This is a genomic window from Streptomyces sp. NPDC045431, assembly GCF_040646655.1.
GTDB lineage: Bacteria > Actinomycetota > Actinomycetes > Streptomycetales > Streptomycetaceae > Streptomyces.
This window is the reverse complement of sequence record NZ_JBEZAQ010000025.1, coordinates 1-16309: the sequence shown is the minus strand read 5'-3', so window position 1 is coordinate 16309 and position 16309 is coordinate 1. Positions and strand designations below refer to the sequence as shown.

14 protein-coding genes are annotated in these 16309 nt (G+C 73.1%); 6 read left to right on the top strand and 8 right to left on the bottom strand.

What is annotated here, in order from left to right; all coding sequences use genetic code 11:
• Window positions 1–122: 122 nt before the first annotated feature.
• From rsgA to AB0A69_RS31065, 6 genes are all read right to left on the bottom strand, one after another.
• The gene (gene rsgA, locus AB0A69_RS31090) at window positions 123–1277 is read right to left on the bottom strand and encodes a ribosome small subunit-dependent GTPase A (protein ID WP_361428949.1); all 1155 of its coding nucleotides are present in this window, start codon (window positions 1275–1277) and stop codon (window positions 123–125) included.
• A 276-nt stretch (window positions 1278–1553) separates the two neighbouring features.
• Window positions 1554–2819, bottom strand: coding sequence for a cation:proton antiporter (locus AB0A69_RS31085; RefSeq protein ID WP_361428947.1), 1266 nt, complete (start codon window positions 2817–2819; stop codon window positions 1554–1556).
• Between the two features lies 1 nt (window position 2820).
• Complete coding sequence (locus tag AB0A69_RS31080; RefSeq protein ID WP_361428945.1) at window positions 2821–3291, bottom strand: TrkA C-terminal domain-containing protein; 471 nt, start codon at window positions 3289–3291, stop codon at window positions 2821–2823.
• Between the two features lie 70 nt (window positions 3292–3361).
• On the bottom strand, window positions 3362–3934 hold the full coding sequence (locus AB0A69_RS31075) for a DM13 domain-containing protein (protein ID WP_361428943.1): 573 nt from the start codon (window positions 3932–3934) through the stop codon (window positions 3362–3364).
• A gap of 125 nt (window positions 3935–4059) precedes the next feature.
• A complete protein-coding gene (locus tag AB0A69_RS31070; RefSeq protein ID WP_361428941.1) occupies window positions 4060–5175 on the bottom strand; it encodes a HAMP domain-containing sensor histidine kinase in 1116 nt (371 codons plus the stop codon).
• Entirely contained in the window at window positions 5168–5860 is a 693-nt protein-coding gene (locus AB0A69_RS31065) for a response regulator transcription factor (protein ID WP_361428939.1), read from the bottom strand. The genes AB0A69_RS31070 and AB0A69_RS31065 overlap by 8 nt, the downstream gene beginning before the upstream one ends.
• Before the next feature lie 111 nt (window positions 5861–5971).
• Between AB0A69_RS31065 and AB0A69_RS31060 the strand changes: the two genes are divergently transcribed.
• Complete coding sequence (locus tag AB0A69_RS31060) at window positions 5972–6391, top strand: VOC family protein (RefSeq protein ID WP_361428937.1); 420 nt, start codon at window positions 5972–5974, stop codon at window positions 6389–6391.
• Here the strand turns inward: AB0A69_RS31060 and AB0A69_RS31055 are convergent.
• Both AB0A69_RS31055 and AB0A69_RS31050 read right to left on the bottom strand, forming a co-directional pair.
• A complete protein-coding gene (locus AB0A69_RS31055) occupies window positions 6331–7059 on the bottom strand; it encodes a helix-turn-helix domain-containing protein (protein WP_361428935.1) in 729 nt (242 codons plus the stop codon). The genes AB0A69_RS31060 and AB0A69_RS31055 overlap by 61 nt on opposite strands.
• 10 nt (window positions 7060–7069) lie before the next feature.
• A complete protein-coding gene (locus AB0A69_RS31050; RefSeq protein ID WP_361428933.1) occupies window positions 7070–8263 on the bottom strand; it encodes a YihY/virulence factor BrkB family protein in 1194 nt (397 codons plus the stop codon).
• Between the two features lie 17 nt (window positions 8264–8280).
• Here AB0A69_RS31050 and AB0A69_RS31045 point away from each other — a divergent pair, with 17 nt between their 5' ends.
• The 5 genes from AB0A69_RS31045 (at window position 8281) to AB0A69_RS31025 (ending at window position 16275) form a co-directional block, all read left to right on the top strand.
• On the top strand, window positions 8281–9918 hold the full coding sequence (locus AB0A69_RS31045; RefSeq protein WP_361428931.1) for an acyl-CoA dehydrogenase family protein: 1638 nt from the start codon (window positions 8281–8283) through the stop codon (window positions 9916–9918).
• 304 nt (window positions 9919–10222) lie between these two features.
• The gene (locus tag AB0A69_RS31040) at window positions 10223–11518 is read left to right on the top strand and encodes a GAF domain-containing protein (protein ID WP_361429038.1); all 1296 of its coding nucleotides are present in this window, start codon (window positions 10223–10225) and stop codon (window positions 11516–11518) included.
• Window positions 11519–11551: 33 nt separating this feature from the next.
• Window positions 11552–15427 (top strand): ATP-binding protein, encoded by a 3876-nt coding sequence (locus AB0A69_RS31035; protein WP_361428929.1) that lies wholly within the window; start codon window positions 11552–11554, stop codon window positions 15425–15427.
• 43 nt (window positions 15428–15470) lie between these two features.
• Complete coding sequence (locus AB0A69_RS31030; protein ID WP_361428927.1) at window positions 15471–16049, top strand: GNAT family N-acetyltransferase; 579 nt, start codon at window positions 15471–15473, stop codon at window positions 16047–16049.
• Between the two features lie 142 nt (window positions 16050–16191).
• Complete coding sequence (locus AB0A69_RS31025) at window positions 16192–16275, top strand: putative leader peptide (protein WP_312846103.1); 84 nt, start codon at window positions 16192–16194, stop codon at window positions 16273–16275.
• Window positions 16276–16309: the final 34 nt, after the last annotated feature.

Genomic DNA, 16309 nt, shown 5'->3' with positions numbered 1-16309 from the left:
CGTCAGGGCCGGTTCGGGGTCCCCGAACGGGGTGCCGAGGCGGGGTGCCAAGGCGGGGTGCCCGCGCCAGGAAGGCACGAGCACCCCGTCCCGCTCGTATCAGCCGAACCGGTCGTACGGCGTCAGCGCGCGCGCCCCCGCTTGGCCTCCATCGCCGCACGGCCCTCCGCGCCCCTGCGCTTCCACTCCTTGCGCATCTCCACGCGCAGGCGGGCGTTCGTCTTGGCGACGATGTGCCGGTTCTCGCGGAGGAGCTTGCGGTAGCTGTCCAGGCGCCGCTCGGGGAGGGTGCCGGCCTCGACGGCGGCGAGGACCGCGCAGCCGGGCTCCGCCTGGTGGGCGCAGTCGTGGAACCGGCACTCCTCCGCCAGCTCCTCGATCTCGGAGAAGACGTGCCCCACGCCCGTCCCGGCGTCCCACATCCCGACGCCCCGCAGCCCGGGCGTGTCGATCAGTACGCCGCCGCCCGGCAGGAGCAGCAGGTTCCGGGTCGTGGTGGTGTGCCGGCCCTTGCCGTCGACGTCGCGGATGGCCTGGACGGCCATGGCGTCCTCGCCGAGCAACGCGTTGGCGAGGGTGGACTTGCCCGCGCCGGAGACGCCGAGCAGCACGCTGGTGCCGCCCGTCACGACGGCGGCGAGCACGTCGACGCCCTCGCCGGTGGCGGAGCTGACCGGCAGGACCTGCACACCGGGCGCGGTGGTCTCGACGTCCTGTACGAGGTACGACAGCCCGACGGGGTCGGGCACCAGGTCCGCCTTGGTGAGCACGACGAGCGGCTGCGCGCCGGACTCCCAGGCGAGGGCGAGGAACCGCTCGATCCGGCCCAGGTCCAGCTCACCGGCGAGGGAGACCGCGATGACGGCGTGGTCGACGTTGGCCGCGAGGATCTGCCCCTCGGACCGCTTGGAGGAGGTGGAGCGGACGAACGCGGTGCGCCGCGGCAGATACGCGCGTACGTACCGGGGAGTGCCGTCGCGCTCGACGGCGGCCCAGTCACCGGCGCAGATGACGCGCAGCGGGTCGTGCGGCGTCACGAACGCGGTGTCGGCGCGGACGAGCCCTTCGGCGGTGACGACGTCGCACTGGCCGCGGTCGACGCGTACCACCCGGCCGGGGAGCAGCCCCTGGGCGGCGTACGGGGCGAATTCCGCCTCCCACGCCGCGTCCCAGCCGTACGGGGCGAGGGAACGCGGCGCGGAGGAAGAAGAGAGGGAGGAAGAGAACGAAGAAGAAGACGAAGAGAACGAAGACGACGACGAAGTCGACGAAGACAAGGGGGAGACCCTTCAGGGAAGGGTGACCTCCGGCGAGGGCGCGAGCCCGGACGGGCGCGCGGTCTCAGGGGTGCGTTGCGTCAACCGGAGGCCACGGGAATGGCGGTGACATAGGACTGGATGCGGGCAGCGCCCAGCGCAATGACAGTCATCGGTCAACACCTCCCGCCCATAGTTCTGACGTTCTCGTCGTGGTCGTGCGAACGGCTTCACCGTAGGCCACGTCCGCACACCCGCGCCAATGTATTTTCCGGCGTGCGGCAGTCGGCCCGGTGTTCATCGGCCTTCGGCCGGCCCGCTGACGGTCACGCCGTCCCGTGCTCCGGCCCTCGCGCCGTCCGCCATCCGCTCGTGGCCGGACGGCGGCGGATCCGCGCGGGGCCCGGGGCGGCGGGGCAGGCGTACGCGCCGCAGGGCCGGTTCCGTCCAGCGGGCGGCGAGGGGGCCGAGGATCACCAGGATGAGGACGTACGCCGTGGCGAGGGGGCCGACGCGCGGTTCCGTGGCGACCGCGAGGCCCGCGATGACGATGGAGAACTCGCCGCGGGCGACCAGCGCGCCGCCCGCGCGGAGGCGGCCGCGGCTGCCGATGCCGGCGCGGCGGGCCGCGTACCACCCGGTGGCGATCTTGGTGAGGGCGGTGACGAGGGCGAGCAGCAGCGCGGGCACCAGCACCGGCGGGATGGCGGCCGGGTCGGTGGAGAGGCCGAAGAAGACGAAGAAGACGGCGGCGAACAGGTCGCGCAGCGGGGTGAGGAGCTTGCGGGCGCCCTCGGCGACCTCGCCGGAGAGCGCGATGCCGACGAGGAACGCGCCGACCGCCGCGGAGACCTGGAGTTCCTGGGCGACGCCGGCGACGAGCACGGTGAGGCCGAGGACGACCAGGAGCAGCATCTCCGGGTTGTCGGAGGAGACGGCGCGGCTGATGAGGCGGCCGTGGCGGAGGGCGACGTACAGGACGAGGCCGACCGTGCCGAGGGCGATGAGGACGGTGATGCTGCCGCCGGCGAGGCCGACTCCCGCGAGCAGGGCGGTCAGGAGCGGGAGGTAGACGGCCATCGACAGGTCCTCGATGACGAGGACGCCCAGGACGACGGGGGTTTCGCGGTTGCCGAGGCGGCCGAGGTCGGTGAGGACCTTGGCGATGACGCCGGAGGAGGAGATCCAGGTGACGCCGGCGAGGGCGACGGCGGCGACGGGTCCCCAGCCCAGGAGGAGGGCGGCGGCGGCGCCGGGGGTTGCGTTGAGGAGGAAGTCGACGGCACCGGAGCGGGATTGCGTCTTGAGGCTGGTGACGAGCTCGGTGGCGCTGTACTCCAGGCCGAGGAGGAGCAGGAGGAGGATGACGCCGATCTCGGCGCCGACGGCGACGAAGTCCTCGCTGGCCTTGAGCGGGAGGAGGCCGCCGTGCCCGAAGGCGAGTCCGGCGAGGAGGTAGAGGGGTATCGGGGAGAGGCCGATGCGCCCGGCGAACCGTCCGACGAGTCCGAGGCCGAGGATGACCGCTCCCAGTTCTATGAGGAGCGCGGTGGTGTCGTGCATGTCATCCTCCGGCGATGATCGCGGAGAGGGCGTCCACGCCCTCGCGGGTGCCCACGGCGACGAGGGTGTCCCCCACGGCCATCCGGAAGTCGGGGGCGGGCGAGGGGTGGACACTGGTGCGGCGCAGGACGGCGACGATGGAGGCGCCGGTGCGCGTGCGGGCCCGGGTGTCACCGAGCAGCCGCCCCGCGTAGGGGGAGCGGCTGCTGACGGGGATGTGTTCGGTGACGAGGTCGAGGCCGTCGGTACGGATGGCCTCCAGCGGCGCCGGATCGATCAAGTGGGCCAGGGCGGTGGCCTCGTCGGGGGTCAGCGGCACCGACGCCTCGCAGGTGTCGGGGTCGTCGGCGCGGTAGAAGCCCAGGAAGCGGCGGCCGTCGTTGTGGACGACGACGGAGATGTGCTGGCCCGCTTCGGTGGTGACGTCGTACTGCGTGCCGACGCCCGGCAGCGGGGTCCGACGGGTTCCCATGATCGCCCTCCCGGGGTGGCGCGTGGGCGCGGTCGATGGCGGCGAGAAAAGGATCTTCTTTACCTTATCATTACACTTTCTTCAGTGGCGCGGCGCCGAACGAGACGTCGAAGCGGTCGCACCAGATGCTGACGCTGGTGTACTCGGCCGGGTCGATGCCGGCGGGCAGCGGGTAGTTCTGGTCGCCCTTGTTGCCCTTGAGGTCACCGAGACCGACGTACGCGCCGTCGTCGAAGACGTGCCAGCCGGCCTTGCCCTCGCGGACGGGGGCGTCGGTGAGCCAGACCTTCAGGTCGGGGCCGTTGCTGGTGTCGAGGTTCTCCAGCCGCAGGACGTGGGAGCCGTCGGCGAGCCGCAGCACGCGCACGGTGCCGGAGGTGCGGTGCTCATGGCTGATGAGGCTGCCGGTGGCGACCGTGCGGGGCGCGGCCGGGGTGGCCGGGGTCGCCGCGGCCGAAGGGTCCACCGTGGGCGGCGCGGTGGGCGGTGGCGCCACGGCCGACGGGGCCGACTCGTCGACCGTCGCATCGGTCCACAGCTTCCAGGGCTGGAACCAGTACAGCCCGAAGCCGGCCGCCGCCAGCACGAGCGCCACGGCGCCTGTCACCACCGGGCCGGTCATCCGACGTCGTACGCGACTCATCACTGCCTCCAGGTATCCACGGGGTCCGCTCGCATGCACGGCCCATTCAACGCGGAGTACCGGCGTCGGAGGCGGCTCACGCCATGACGAAAGTCTTACGTCACCGGGACGTACGGCCCCCGGGCCTACGCCCCCGGAGCGGCCGGGAGGACGACCTCGAAGCGGCAGCCGCCGTGGACGTTGCGCACGTCCGCGCGGCCGGCGTGCGCCTCGACGATGCCGCGCACGATGGCCAGGCCCAGGCCCGCTCCCGCGGGCGGCGTCCGGGCCGCGGTGCCCCGCCAGCCGGTGTCGAAGACCCGGGGAAGGTCGGTTTCCGGTATGCCGCCGCAGCCGTCGGTCACGGAGAGCACCACCTGGTCGGCGCGGCGCTCGGCGGCGACCGCGACGGTGCCGTCGGCGGGGGTGCGGCGGATGGCGTTGACCAGCAGGTTGGCCAGCACCCGGGTCATCTCGCGGCTGTCCACCTCGACCGGCACGGTGTCGACGCGGTCGCCGACGAGCCGTACGCCGAGCTCGCGGGCGAGCGGATCGGCGCCGGCGAGGGCCTCCTCCACCAGGTCGTCCACGGATATGCGGGCCGGGGTCAGGGAGAGCGCGCCCGCGTGGATGCGGGAGAGGTCGAAGAGGTCGCCGACCATGGCGTTGAGCCGGTCGACCTCGGTGCGCATCTGCCGGAAGTAGCGCTGCGGGTCGGGCGCGACGCCGTCCTCGAGCGCCTCGGACATGGCGCGCAGCCCGGCGAGCGGCGTACGCAGGTCGTGCGATATCCAGGCGACGAGCTCACGCCGGGACTTCTCCAGGGCGTGCTCCCGCGCCCGGGAGGCGGACAGCTTGGCGCTGGTGGCGGCCAGTTCGCGGCTGAGCTCGGCCAGCTCGGCGGTGGCGGCGCCGCCGGGTGCGGCGAAGCTGCCGCCGTCGCCGAATGAGCGGGTTGCCCGGGTCAGTTCGCGGCTGCGGGCGACGACCCAGCGGCCCAGCAGCAGGGCCGTGGCGAGGGCGACGACCCCGGCCATCGCCACGACGGTGGTCATGACGGAGAAGTCGTGCGGCTCCAGGAACATCGCCTTGCAGACGGTGAGGGTGCCCGCCAGCATCGCGGCCACGGTGACGGCGGCGACGACCGTCAGCGAGACGACGAGCGAGCGGTGGCGCAGGGCGCGCAGTACCAGGGCGCCGACGATCCCGGCGGCGGCCGCCCCGGCGAAGGCGTAGGCCGCGATGAGGAGCAGGTCATTCATCGGCGCCTCCCGGCCCGGGGTCGAAGCGGTAGCCGACCCCCCACACCGTCCGGATCAGCCGGGGGCTCGCCGGATCGTCCTCGATCTTGCCGCGCAGCCGCCGCACGTGGACGGTGACGGTCGACAGGTCGCCGAACTCCCAGCCCCACACCTCGCGCATCAGCGCCTCCCGGCTGTGGGCCTGCCCCGGGTGCCGCATGAGGTGCCCGAGCAGGTCGAACTCGCGCAGCGTCAACGCCAGCTCGCGGCCGTCCTTGGTGGCCCGCCGGGCGGCCGGGTCGAGCACGATGCCGGCGCTCCTCGCCGGCGCGGGGGGCGGGGGCGCGGCGCCCCGGCGCAGTACGGACTCGACGCGCAGCACCAGTTCGCGCGGGCTGAACGGCTTGGTCACGTAGTCGTCGGCGCCTATCTCCAAGCCGAGGACGCGGTCCTCCTCGTCGCCGCGCGCCGTGAGCATGATGACCGGCACCGGCCCGCGCTCGCGCAGCGCGCGGCACACCTCCAGGCCGTCCATGCCGGGCAGCATGAGGTCCAGCACCACCAGCTCGGGCCACCGCACGGCGGCCAGCCGCAGCGCCTCGGCCCCGTCGGCCGCGCGCGCGACGGAGAATCCGGCCCGTTCGAGGTAGCCGGTGACGACCTCCGAGACGGTGGGGTCGTCGTCCACGACGAGGATGTTGCGCATGCCGCCAGTCTGTCGGACGGCACTGACAACGCCCGCGGCGCGGGTGATGACCGTTCGGTGACGTCCGATTCGTACAAGACCGGCCGCATGGCGGCTGCCTAGCGTGCGGTCATGACCACTGCGAAGCCCACGACCACCCCGACGCCACACCTGGACGCCATCGGCCTCGTCGTCTCCGACATGGCCGCCTCACTCGCCTTCTACCGCCGCCTCGGCCTGGACCTCCCCGCCGACGCCGACTCCGCCCCGCACGTCGAGGTCACGCTGCCCGGCGGGCTGCGGGTGCTGTGGGACACCGAGGACGTCATCCGCTCGTTCGACCCCGACTGGACGCGCCCGCGCGGCGGCGACCGCGTCGGCCTCGCCTTCCGCTGCGCGGACCCGGCCGGCGTCGACGCGGTGTACGAGTCGCTGGTCGCCGCCGGTCACCGCGGGCATCTGAAGCCCTGGGACGCGGAGTGGGGCCAGCGCTACGCCGTGGTGCTGGACCCCGACGGCTGCGCGGTGTCCCTCTTCGCCGACGCGACGTAGGCGCTGAGCGTGGTGCCGGCCAGGGCCCGCACCTCCCGCGCCAGGTGCGCCTGGTCGGCGCAGCCCGCCTCGACCGCCGCCCGCGCGTACGGCACGCCCTCCCGTACGCGCGCGAGCGCCCGTTGGAGCCGCAGCACACGCGCGAGCGTCTTGGGGCCGTAGCCGAAGGCGTCCAGGGAGCGGCGGTGCAGTTGGCGGGCGCCCAGGCCCACGGCGGCGGCGGTGGCGGCGACCGGGCGGCCGGCGTCCAAGCCCGCGACCACGGCCCGCACCAGCGGGTCGGGGCGCGGCGCGTCGGCGGCGAGGCGCAGCGCCAACTCCTCCAGCGCGGCGGCCCGGTCGCGGGCGGCCGAGACGCGCTCCGCGAGCCGCCGCACACGGGGGCCGGGCCACAGCGCGTCCAGCTCCACGCGCCGGTCGCGCAGCTCGTGGGCGGGCACGCCCAGGATCAGCGGCGCGTGCCCGGGCGCGAACCGGACCCCGGCGTAGGCGTCGCCGGGGTTCTCGGGGACGTACGCCCGGGTGTCGGGTCCGGCGACGAGCAGGCGCCCGTCGGTCCACAGCAGATCCATGCACCCGTCGGGCAGGACCCGTCCCGTCCCCGTGGGCGACCCGCCGTGGGTCCAGACGACAGCGCCCTCGAGGCGTGCGGTTCGCTCCTCGTACACGCTTCCCAGGCTAGGCCGACCGATCCGTGTCGTCACGGCGTCGGTCCTTGTCGCGGTCCCGGTCCCTTTCCTTCTCCTTTTCCTTGTCCTTCTCCTTCGGCGAGTGCAGCCGCGCCACCACGTCGTCCGGCGGCAGGAACCGCGACCAGCGCTCGGGGAACTCCGAGGGCATGTCCGGGTCCTCGTCGTCCAGGTCCTCCACCGCCGCCTTCGCCCGGGCCACCAGGGCGGCGGCCTCGGCCGCGCGGGCGCGCTCGTTCTCGGCGCGGGCGGCGGCGGTGGCGACGGACGGCCAGACGCGGTCGATCGCGGCGTTCACCGCGGCGCCGACCAGGACCGCGAAGGCGGAGATGCCGATCCACAGCAGGACCGCGATCGGCGCGGAGAGCGAGCCGTAGATCGTCGGCCCCTCGACCGTACTGGTCAGGTAGATGCGCAGCAGGAAGCTGCCGAGCACCCACATCCCGAGGGCCACCAGGGCGCCCGGCACGTCCTCGATCCAGGGCGAGCGGACCGGGACGGACACGTGGTACAGCGTGGTGAGGAAGGCGATCGACAGGAGGATGACGACGGGCCAGTACAGGACCGAGACGACTTCCGTGCCCCAGGGGATCAGCTCCACCACCCGGTCGGGGCCCACGACGGCCAGCGGCAGGACGACCGCGCCGATCAGCAGGGCCACGATGTAGAGGAGGAAGGCGAGCAGCCGGGTCGCCACGATGCCGCGGTGGCCGTCGAGGCCGTACATCACGGTGATCGTGTCGATGAAGACGTTCACGGCGCGCGATCCCGACCACAGCGCGATGGCGAAACCGATCGAGATGACGTCGGGGCGGCCGCCCTGGGTGACGTCCTCCAGGAGGGGTTTGGCGATGTCGTTGACGCCCCGCTCGGACAGGACCGTGCCCACGGCCGCGAGGATGTTCTTCTCGATGGAGGCGACCGTGGTGGTGTCGGTCCACTCGTCGATGTAGCCGAGCAGCCCGAGCAGGCCCAGCATGAGGGGCGGCAGCGACAGGAGCGTGAAGAACGCCGCTTCGGCGGCGAGACCGAGGATCCGGTACTCGATGCACGAATTGACGGTGTCCTTCAGGAGGAGCCACGCCATTTTCCGCTTGGAGACGTTGCGGTAGAGGGCCCGCGCCCGGTGGAGTCGGCCCGGTGACCTGGGGTGCCACTGGGGTGTTTCTTTTGCTGCCTGCACCTCCTTACCGTATCCGCATGGCAGCCACCACCCACACAGTGACCAACCAGCCTCCGCCCCTGGTCGGGTACGACGTCTTCGCCGCCGATCATGCACTGACCGAGGCCGTGGAACGCCACCTTCCGCTCGAACTCCTCGACGACGCCCGCAGCGAGCTGTCGAAGCTCGGCACCACGGCCGGGTCCGTCCAGGCGCAGGAGTGGGGGTTCCTCGCCAACGAGAACCCCCCGAAGCTGCGCACCCACGACCGGTACGGCCACCGGATCGACCACGTCGACTTCCACCCGGCCTGGCACCGGCTGCTGGGCCACGCCGTGACCAACGGCCTCACCAACGCCTGGGGCCGGCCCGGCGGCCACGTCCGCCGCGCCGCCGGGTTCCTGGTGTGGACGCAGACCGAGGCGGGGCACGGCTGTCCGTTGTCGATGACGCACGCCGCCGTCCCGGCGCTCCGCACGGACCCCGAGCTCGCCGCCGTGTGGGAGCCGAAGCTGACCTCGCAGGTGTACGAGGGCGAGGAGCTGCGGTCCCCCGCCGAGAAGAACGGCGTGCTCTTCGGGATGGGCATGACCGAGAAGCAGGGCGGCAGTGACGTACGGGCCAACACGACGACGGCCACGCCGCTGGCCGCGGCGGGCGAGTACGTCCTGACGGGCCACAAGTGGTTCTGCTCCGCGCCCATGTCGGACGCCTTCCTGGTGCTGGCGCAGGCGCCCGGGGGGCTGACCTGCTTCCTGGTGCCGCGCGTCCTCGACGACGGCAGCCGCAACGTCTTCATGATCCAGCGGCTCAAGGACAAACTGGGCAACCGGTCGAACGCGTCGAGCGAGGTGGAGTTCGACGGCACCTGGGCGCGCCGGGTCGGCGAGGAGGGCCGCGGGGTGCGCACCATCATCGAGATGGTGGCGGCGACCCGGCTGGACTGCGTGGTCGGTTCGGCGGCGCTGATGCGGCAGGCGGTGGTGCAGGCCGTGCACCACGCCGCGTACCGCAGCGCGTTCGGCGGCGTACTGATCGACAAGCCGCTCATGCGCAACGTCCTGGCCGATCTGGCGCTGGAGTCGGAGGCGGCGACCGCGCTGGCGATGCGTCTGGCGGCCGCGTACGACTCCGACAGCGAGCAGGAGAAGGCCTTCCTGCGCCTCGCGGTGCCCGCGGCCAAGTACTGGGTGACCAAGCGGTGTACGCCGGTGACGGCGGAGGCGCTGGAGTGCCTGGGCGGCAACGGCTACGTCGAGGAGTCGGGGATGCCGCGGCTGCTGCGCGAGTCGCCGCTGAACTCGATCTGGGAGGGCTCCGGCAACGTCCAGGCGCTGGACGTGCTGCGGGCGCTGCAGAGGGAGCCCCTGGCGCTCAACGCGCTGCTGGAGGAGGTCGGCAAGGCGCGGGGCGCCGACCACCGGCTGGACGCGGCGATCAAGGACCTGCTGACCGAACTGGCCGACCTGGAGGGCGTCGAGGCGCGGGCCCGCCGGCTGGTCGAGCGGATGGCGCTGGTCCTCCAGGGCTCCCTGCTGGTGCGCTGGGCCCCGGCGCCGGTGGCGGACGCGTTCTGCGCGTCGCGCCTGGGCGGCGACTGGGGTGCGGCGTTCGGGACGCTGCCGCACACGCTGGACCTGCGGGCGGTGGTGGAGCGGGCGCGGGCGGTCGTCTGACACGGGCCCGAGAGGCAAGCGGGCGCGGGCCGCTGTGTCCGTACGGCCCGCGCCCAGGGAGAGTGGGGTGGTGCTGCGCCGACACGGCACCAACCCAGTGCTCGTACCGGAGACCGTCGCCGGACGACCGGTACGACGCCACTTTCGTACGGGCGCACGCCCCTGCGCGAGAGTTGCAGGGGGTTGCAGCGTCATGGGCAAAGCCGGTGCACGCCCGTGGCGGTCAGGGGAGGATGGGGTGACGTATACCGGCCACCGTGCGCGGGGCAGCGGGGAGGGACAGGTGCGCAGAGCGACTGTCGACATGGCGCGACTCGCCGCCATGGACGCGCGGGAGGCGGCGCTGCTGCTCAAAGGCGTGCGGGAGGCCACGCTGAGAGGCGGCCCCTCGCCGCTGGCGCCGCGCGCCGACATCCGCGAGTCCTGGCAGCGGATGCTGCGCAAGGGCGTGGATCCGGACAGGGACCACCGCTCGCGGCTGCTGTCGTCGGTCGAGTTGGAGCGCCGCCGCAGCGCCTCGCCGCTGGCGGAGCTGCTGCCGCTGCTGCGGGAGGGACTGATGGCGGCGCCGGGATCGGCCTCCGGGTCGGTGCCGCACATCATGGTCGTGGCGGACGCGGACGGCCGGGTGCTGTGGCGGGAGGGCAGTCCGGCGGTCCTGCGGAAGGCGGACGGGCACGGGTTCGAGCCGGGCGCGGACTGGACGGAGGCGACCGTCGGTACGAACGGCCTGGGTACGCCGCTGGTGACGCGCCGCCCGGTGCAGGTGCACTCGGCGGAGCACTTCGTGTCGACGCACCACTCCTGGACGTGTGCGGGCGCGCCGATCACGGATCCGCGGGACGGGCGGCTGCTCGGCGCGGTGGATGTGAGCGGGCCGCTGGCGACGATGCACCCGGCGACGCTGCTGCTGGTGAGCTCGGTGGCCAAACTCGCCGAGGCGGAGCTGCGCAACCGGCACTTCACGGCGCTGGAGCGGCTGCGTTCGGTGGCGGCGCCGGTGCTGTGCCGGGTGGGGGGCCGGGCGGTGGCGGTGGACGCCCATGGGTGGATGGCCGCGGTGACGGGCATGCCGCCGGTGGGCCGGCTGACGCTGCCCCGCGGCTTCGGGGCGGGCCGGGTGCTGGTGCCGTCGCTGGGGCGGTGCGCGGTGGAGCCGCTGCCGGGCGGCTGGCTGCTGCGGGTGGAGGACGACGAGGACGGCGCGGCGGTGGCCGGGGGCCCGGGGCGGGTGGTCCTGGACGTGAGCCGGCCGCGCCGCTGGTCCCTGGAGGTGTCGGGCGGGGCGGGCGGCTGGACGCAGGAGCTCAGTCCGCGCCACGCGGAGTTGCTGTACGTCCTGGCCCGGCATCCGGAGGGGCGCAGCGCGGCGCAGCTGGCGGAGGACGTGTTCGGCGACCGTACGCGCACGGTGACGGTCCGCGCGGAGATGTCACGCGTCCGGCGCACGCTCGGGGGGGTGTTGGCGCACCGGCCGTACCGGTTCCGTGAGGAGGTGGAGGTGATCCTCCGCCATCCGGACGATCTGTCCGAGCTGCTGCCGCACTCGACGGCCCCGGCGGTGGTGGCGGCGCGGGGTGGTGCGGCTTCTAAGCTGTGAGCCGCACAAGGGCGGGGCGGGGAGGCGCGGCGGATGCAGGACGCGGGCAGCCGGAACGGCGGGAACAGCCGGAACGTGGTGGGCGACAGCACGGTGGTGGGTTCCGTCGTACAGGCCCAGAACATCGGGCAGCTGACCATCCATCAGGCGCCCGTGCCTCTGGTTCCGTCGGGTGCCGAGGATCCGTGGGTGTCGGCGGTCCGCGGCTCCGCCGTCTGGAAGCACGTGCCGGACAGCCGGGACGCCGGGCCGCACCGCGAGGCCGCCGCGGCGATGGCCGGTGCGCTGGCCCGGCTGCGCGACGCGGCCGAGGCGCGCCTGGCCGACGATCCGTGGCAGGACCCGCACAGCGCCCTGCGTTTCGCCGAGCGGGTGGAGTGGCTGCTGGGCGAGGAGCCGGGGCTGGACCTCCATCCGGCCGAGGCGGCACTGTTCGCGCTGGTCCCCCTCCTGTCGCGGGTGCACGACCTGCGGATGGCGGCGGACCGGCTGGACGTCGAGCCATGGCTCCTGGGCGTGCCGGTGCAGGCGCCGGAGCGGGCGTCGTTCGAGGCGTACGCCGACGGTCACCGGCTGCTGGTGCAGCGGGCGCTGCTGCGCCCGGAGGCCGAGGCCCCGATCGGCTGGTGGCTGTACCACCGGTGGCTGGTGCGGCACGAGAGCCATGCGCACGAGGAGACGGTGCGGGAGCTGCTGGACGCGCTCGGCACACCGGACGCCCCGCTGCACCGGGTGGTGACCCCGCGTCGCGTGAGCCGGCTGCTGCACGCGCTGCGGCGCGGCCCCGACGTGTGCAACCCGGAGTTCCTGGACGCCCTCCCCTCGGAGGAGTCGCTGGGCGTCCAGCGGGTGCGGGACCAGCGGCTGGCCCTGCTGTGCTCGCTGGCGTACGCGCTGACGGCCGAGGTGACGACGCTGCCGGACATCGTGGCCGAGCACCTGGGCATCCCGCACCCGGTCGGCCTGGCCGCGCTGTGCACGACGCTGGAGGAGTCGTCGTGGGGCGGCCCGGCGGACCTGCCGGTGCTGCGCGCCGAGTGCGCGCACGAGGCGGTCGTGGAGGGGTTGCGCACGGCCGTCGCCCGCATGGACGAGACCCTGCACGCGGTGACCCGTACGGTACGGGAGCGGATCACGCACCCGATGCCGCGCCTGCCGGTGCGGCTGTCGGCCGACGGAGTGGTCCCGGCCGACGGCACCTTCACCGGCTGGGCGAGCTTCCGCCTCGACGAACGCCGGGTACGCGAGCTGCTCATGGGCGTCCAGCTCTACAAGGACCCGGACCTCGCGGTGAGGGAGCTGTACCAGAACGCCCTGGACGCCTGCCGGTACCGGCGGGCCAGGACGGAGTACCTGGACCGGACCCACGCGGGTGCGACGTACGCGTACGAGGGCTCCATCGTCTTCGAGCAGAGCGTCGACGACGACGGCCGCGCGTACGTGGAGTGCCGCGACAACGGCATCGGCATGGGCGAGGCGGAACTGCGGGGCGTGTTCTCGCGGGCGGGCGCCCGCTTCGCCGAGCAGCCGGAGTTCGGCGAGGAGCGCGCGGAGTGGGCACGGCTGGACCCGCCGGTCGAGCTCTACCCGAACAGCCGGTTCGGGATCGGTGTGCTCAGCTACTTCATGCTGGCCGACGAGCTCCGCGTGACCACCTGCCGCCTCGGCCGCGACGGCCGCCCGGGGCCGGTGCTGGAGGCGTCGATCTTCGGCCCCGGGCACCTGTTCCGCATCGTGAGACGCGCGGAGCGCGGCACGGAGCCGGGGACGACCGTCCGGCTGTATCTTCGGGAGGCGGGCGACAGCGACTGGTCCTGCCCCGGCGTACTGGACCGACTGCTGGGCGTCGCGGAGTTCCCGACGGTGGCCCGGCACGGCGTCGATGTCGTGACCTGGGAGCCGGGGCGGCTGCACGAACGTCGATGGCCCAGGAACGAAGAGTTCGGTCTGCATGTCTCGGGAGCCATCGACGCCTGGCCGGACGCTCCGGCCGGGGTCCAGGTCTTCTGGTGCAGGAGCGGTGGAGGACTGCTGGTGGACGGCCTGGTCGTCCGCCCCGCGGTGACCGGCGGCCTGGTGTCGGCCAGAGGCGGCGAACTGCCAGGGGCCGTGGTGAACCTCTCGGGACCGTTCGCACCGGAGCGCCTCACGGCGGACCGGTCCCAGATCCTGGACGATCTCCGCGAGCCACTGCGGCGGCTCATGGTGGACGCGGCGGCCCATCTTCTCGACAGCCCGTTGCTCGACTACCGCTGGCTGACCTGGCTCGCCGAGGACAACGAGGTGCTGGCGGACTTGGTCGTGGAGCACTGCATCGCCGAGGACCGCGCGATCGCGGTACCGGAGATGACCTTCTGCGACGCTCGGACGGGCTACTTCATCGAGGACCTCCCGTTCCTCTTCCCGGAGCTGAAGGACGTGTACGACGCACGCAGGTGGCGCACGACGACCAGACTCACCATGCCGGACCACATCCTGTTGTGGCGGCTGCTGGCGCACCGCCCGCACCCCGTGCTGAACGAGTTGATCCGGCTCTGCCCTGAGCTGGACGCCATCGGGCCCGTGGCTCCCGCTCTGCCGTCCGACGCTCGCCTGCTGCGGCAATGGAGTCACCACCACCGTGCGGTGTGGGAGTTTGCCCAGACCCTTGGCCGGTCGCCCCGGGCCGTTGTCCTGCGCGCCGCCCACCTGGGGTTGTTCGACGGTTCCTGGGAGGCGTTTCCCTCCGAGCTGCCACCGGCAGGCACAGGGACGACAAGGGCGGCCTTCCGGCGCCCTGCGCGCCCACGGCCCGGCGTGAGTCTGCTCATCCGGACCGCCCAGCAGGAACGAGCCTCGCTCGGCTCCATCGTGGACCGGTGGAGAAACGCGGGCGTCGACGTCCCGGACGCCATGGTCCACACCGCCGAGGCAGCCGCTGCGGACGATCTGCTCGCCCCCTACCTGCGACAGAGCGAGAGCGCTCACTGGTTCAAGCCGGGCGCCCACGTCGAGCCCGGCCGGCTGGTGATGCTGGCGAACGCCCTGTCCGTCACCGTCCCGGACCTCTGCGCCCGGCTGCGCGCGTGCGGACTGATCGTGGACGGGACCGGCCTGCCCGACCGGCCCGGCCCGGAGCTCGCCAGGCTCCTCAGCTCTCTCCTGACGGGAGCCTCCCCGTGGCTGGCGGTCGGTGATCCCGTGTCCCCCGCGCATGTGCTGGAGGCGGCAAAGGCGAGAGGGATGGCTCCGGCGGAGGTCCTCACCTGGTACGAGAGCCTGGGCTTCGCGGCGCCGGAGGGGTTCCCTGCGGAGGTGGAGCCCCATGACCTCGACCTGCTCACCCCGCCGCAGGGCTATGGCCCTACTCAGGCTCCTCTGCGGCCAGGCCGGGCGGTGGACTACAGCCACCTCTTGTCAGGCGCGCGTGGGGCCGGGGTCTCTCCGGCCGAGGCGGCGTCCCGACTGCACGCTTTCGGGCTCCTGGTGCCCAAGCTGCGCTCCGTCGTACCGTCGGATCTGGACCACCAGCTGCTCGCGGAAGACGGTCCGCTTCCCTGGGGCGGCCTGCGTGCCGTCGAGCCCGTACCGTTCGCCCGCATCCTGATCGCCTCACGGAGACTGGGCATCCACCCCCGGGAGATCGCCGGGCGACTGGCCGAGCACGGGATCACGTCCTCGTGTCAGGACCTGCCCGACGGGCTCTCGTACGACATGGCCTTCCTCTTGATCGACGAATGGGAGAAGAGGGGCAGAGCCGGCGCCGTCCCCCTGCAGGTCCTCATGGAGAAGGCCAGGGAGGTGCGCGAACCCATCGCCCGCGTCCACCACTGGCTCGTCCAGCTCGGCATCCCCGTCACCGACCCCGCCGAGGCCGTCGGCGCCGCCCTCCCCCGCATCCCCCTCATCTCGCGCACCCCCGCCGACTGACGCCGCTGGCCACGGCCCCGCGCCCCGTGTTTCCCTGGCCCCCATGAGCAGCAGCAGCCTCACCGTCACCACCTGGTCCCTCGAGCAGACCTCGCCCGCCGACCTGCGCCCCGCGGCCGTGCCGGCCGGCGACGTCGTGATCCGGCGGGCCGAGGTGCCGTCCCCGGAGTTCAGCCGGTTCCTCTATACGGCGGTGGGCGGCGACATCCGCTGGGTGGACCGGCTCGGGCTGACCTACGACCAGTGGCGGGAGATCGTGGAGCGGCCCGGGGCCGAGATCTGGGTGGCGTACGAGAAGGGGACGCCCGCCGGGTACGTGGAGCTGGACCCGCAGGACGACGGGGTCGTGGAGATCGTCTACTTCGGGCTCATCCCGGCGTTCCGGGGACGGCGGATCGGCGGGCATCTGCTGTCGTACGGCACGGCCCGCGCCTGGGACCTGGCGGAGCGGTGGCCGGAGCGGGTGCCGACGAAGCGGGTGTGGCTGCATACGTGCTCCCTGGACGGGGAGCACGCGATGGACAACTATCTGAGGCGGGGCTTCCGCCTCTTCGACACCACGATCACGGAGGAGCCGGATACTCCGGTTCCGGGGCCGTGGCCGGGGGCCCACCCCGCTTGAGCCGGCCGGCGGCACGCCACGAGTGCCGAGTGAGCGTCCGATATGAGTGACGCATGACACATTGGTCCACACTTCGAGACATCCATGTCCGCATCGTGGACAAAGGTGGACTGGGTCCAAAGTCCCATGCCACGCTTCCGTCATGTCTCGAGCTGGAATTGCCTTGGTGAGTCGGCGGCACGTCGACCTCGGCCGCATGTCCAGCGCCATCTGTCCGGTGAGCTGAGCCCAGCAGCACCACCGCGATCCCCGAACCCCCG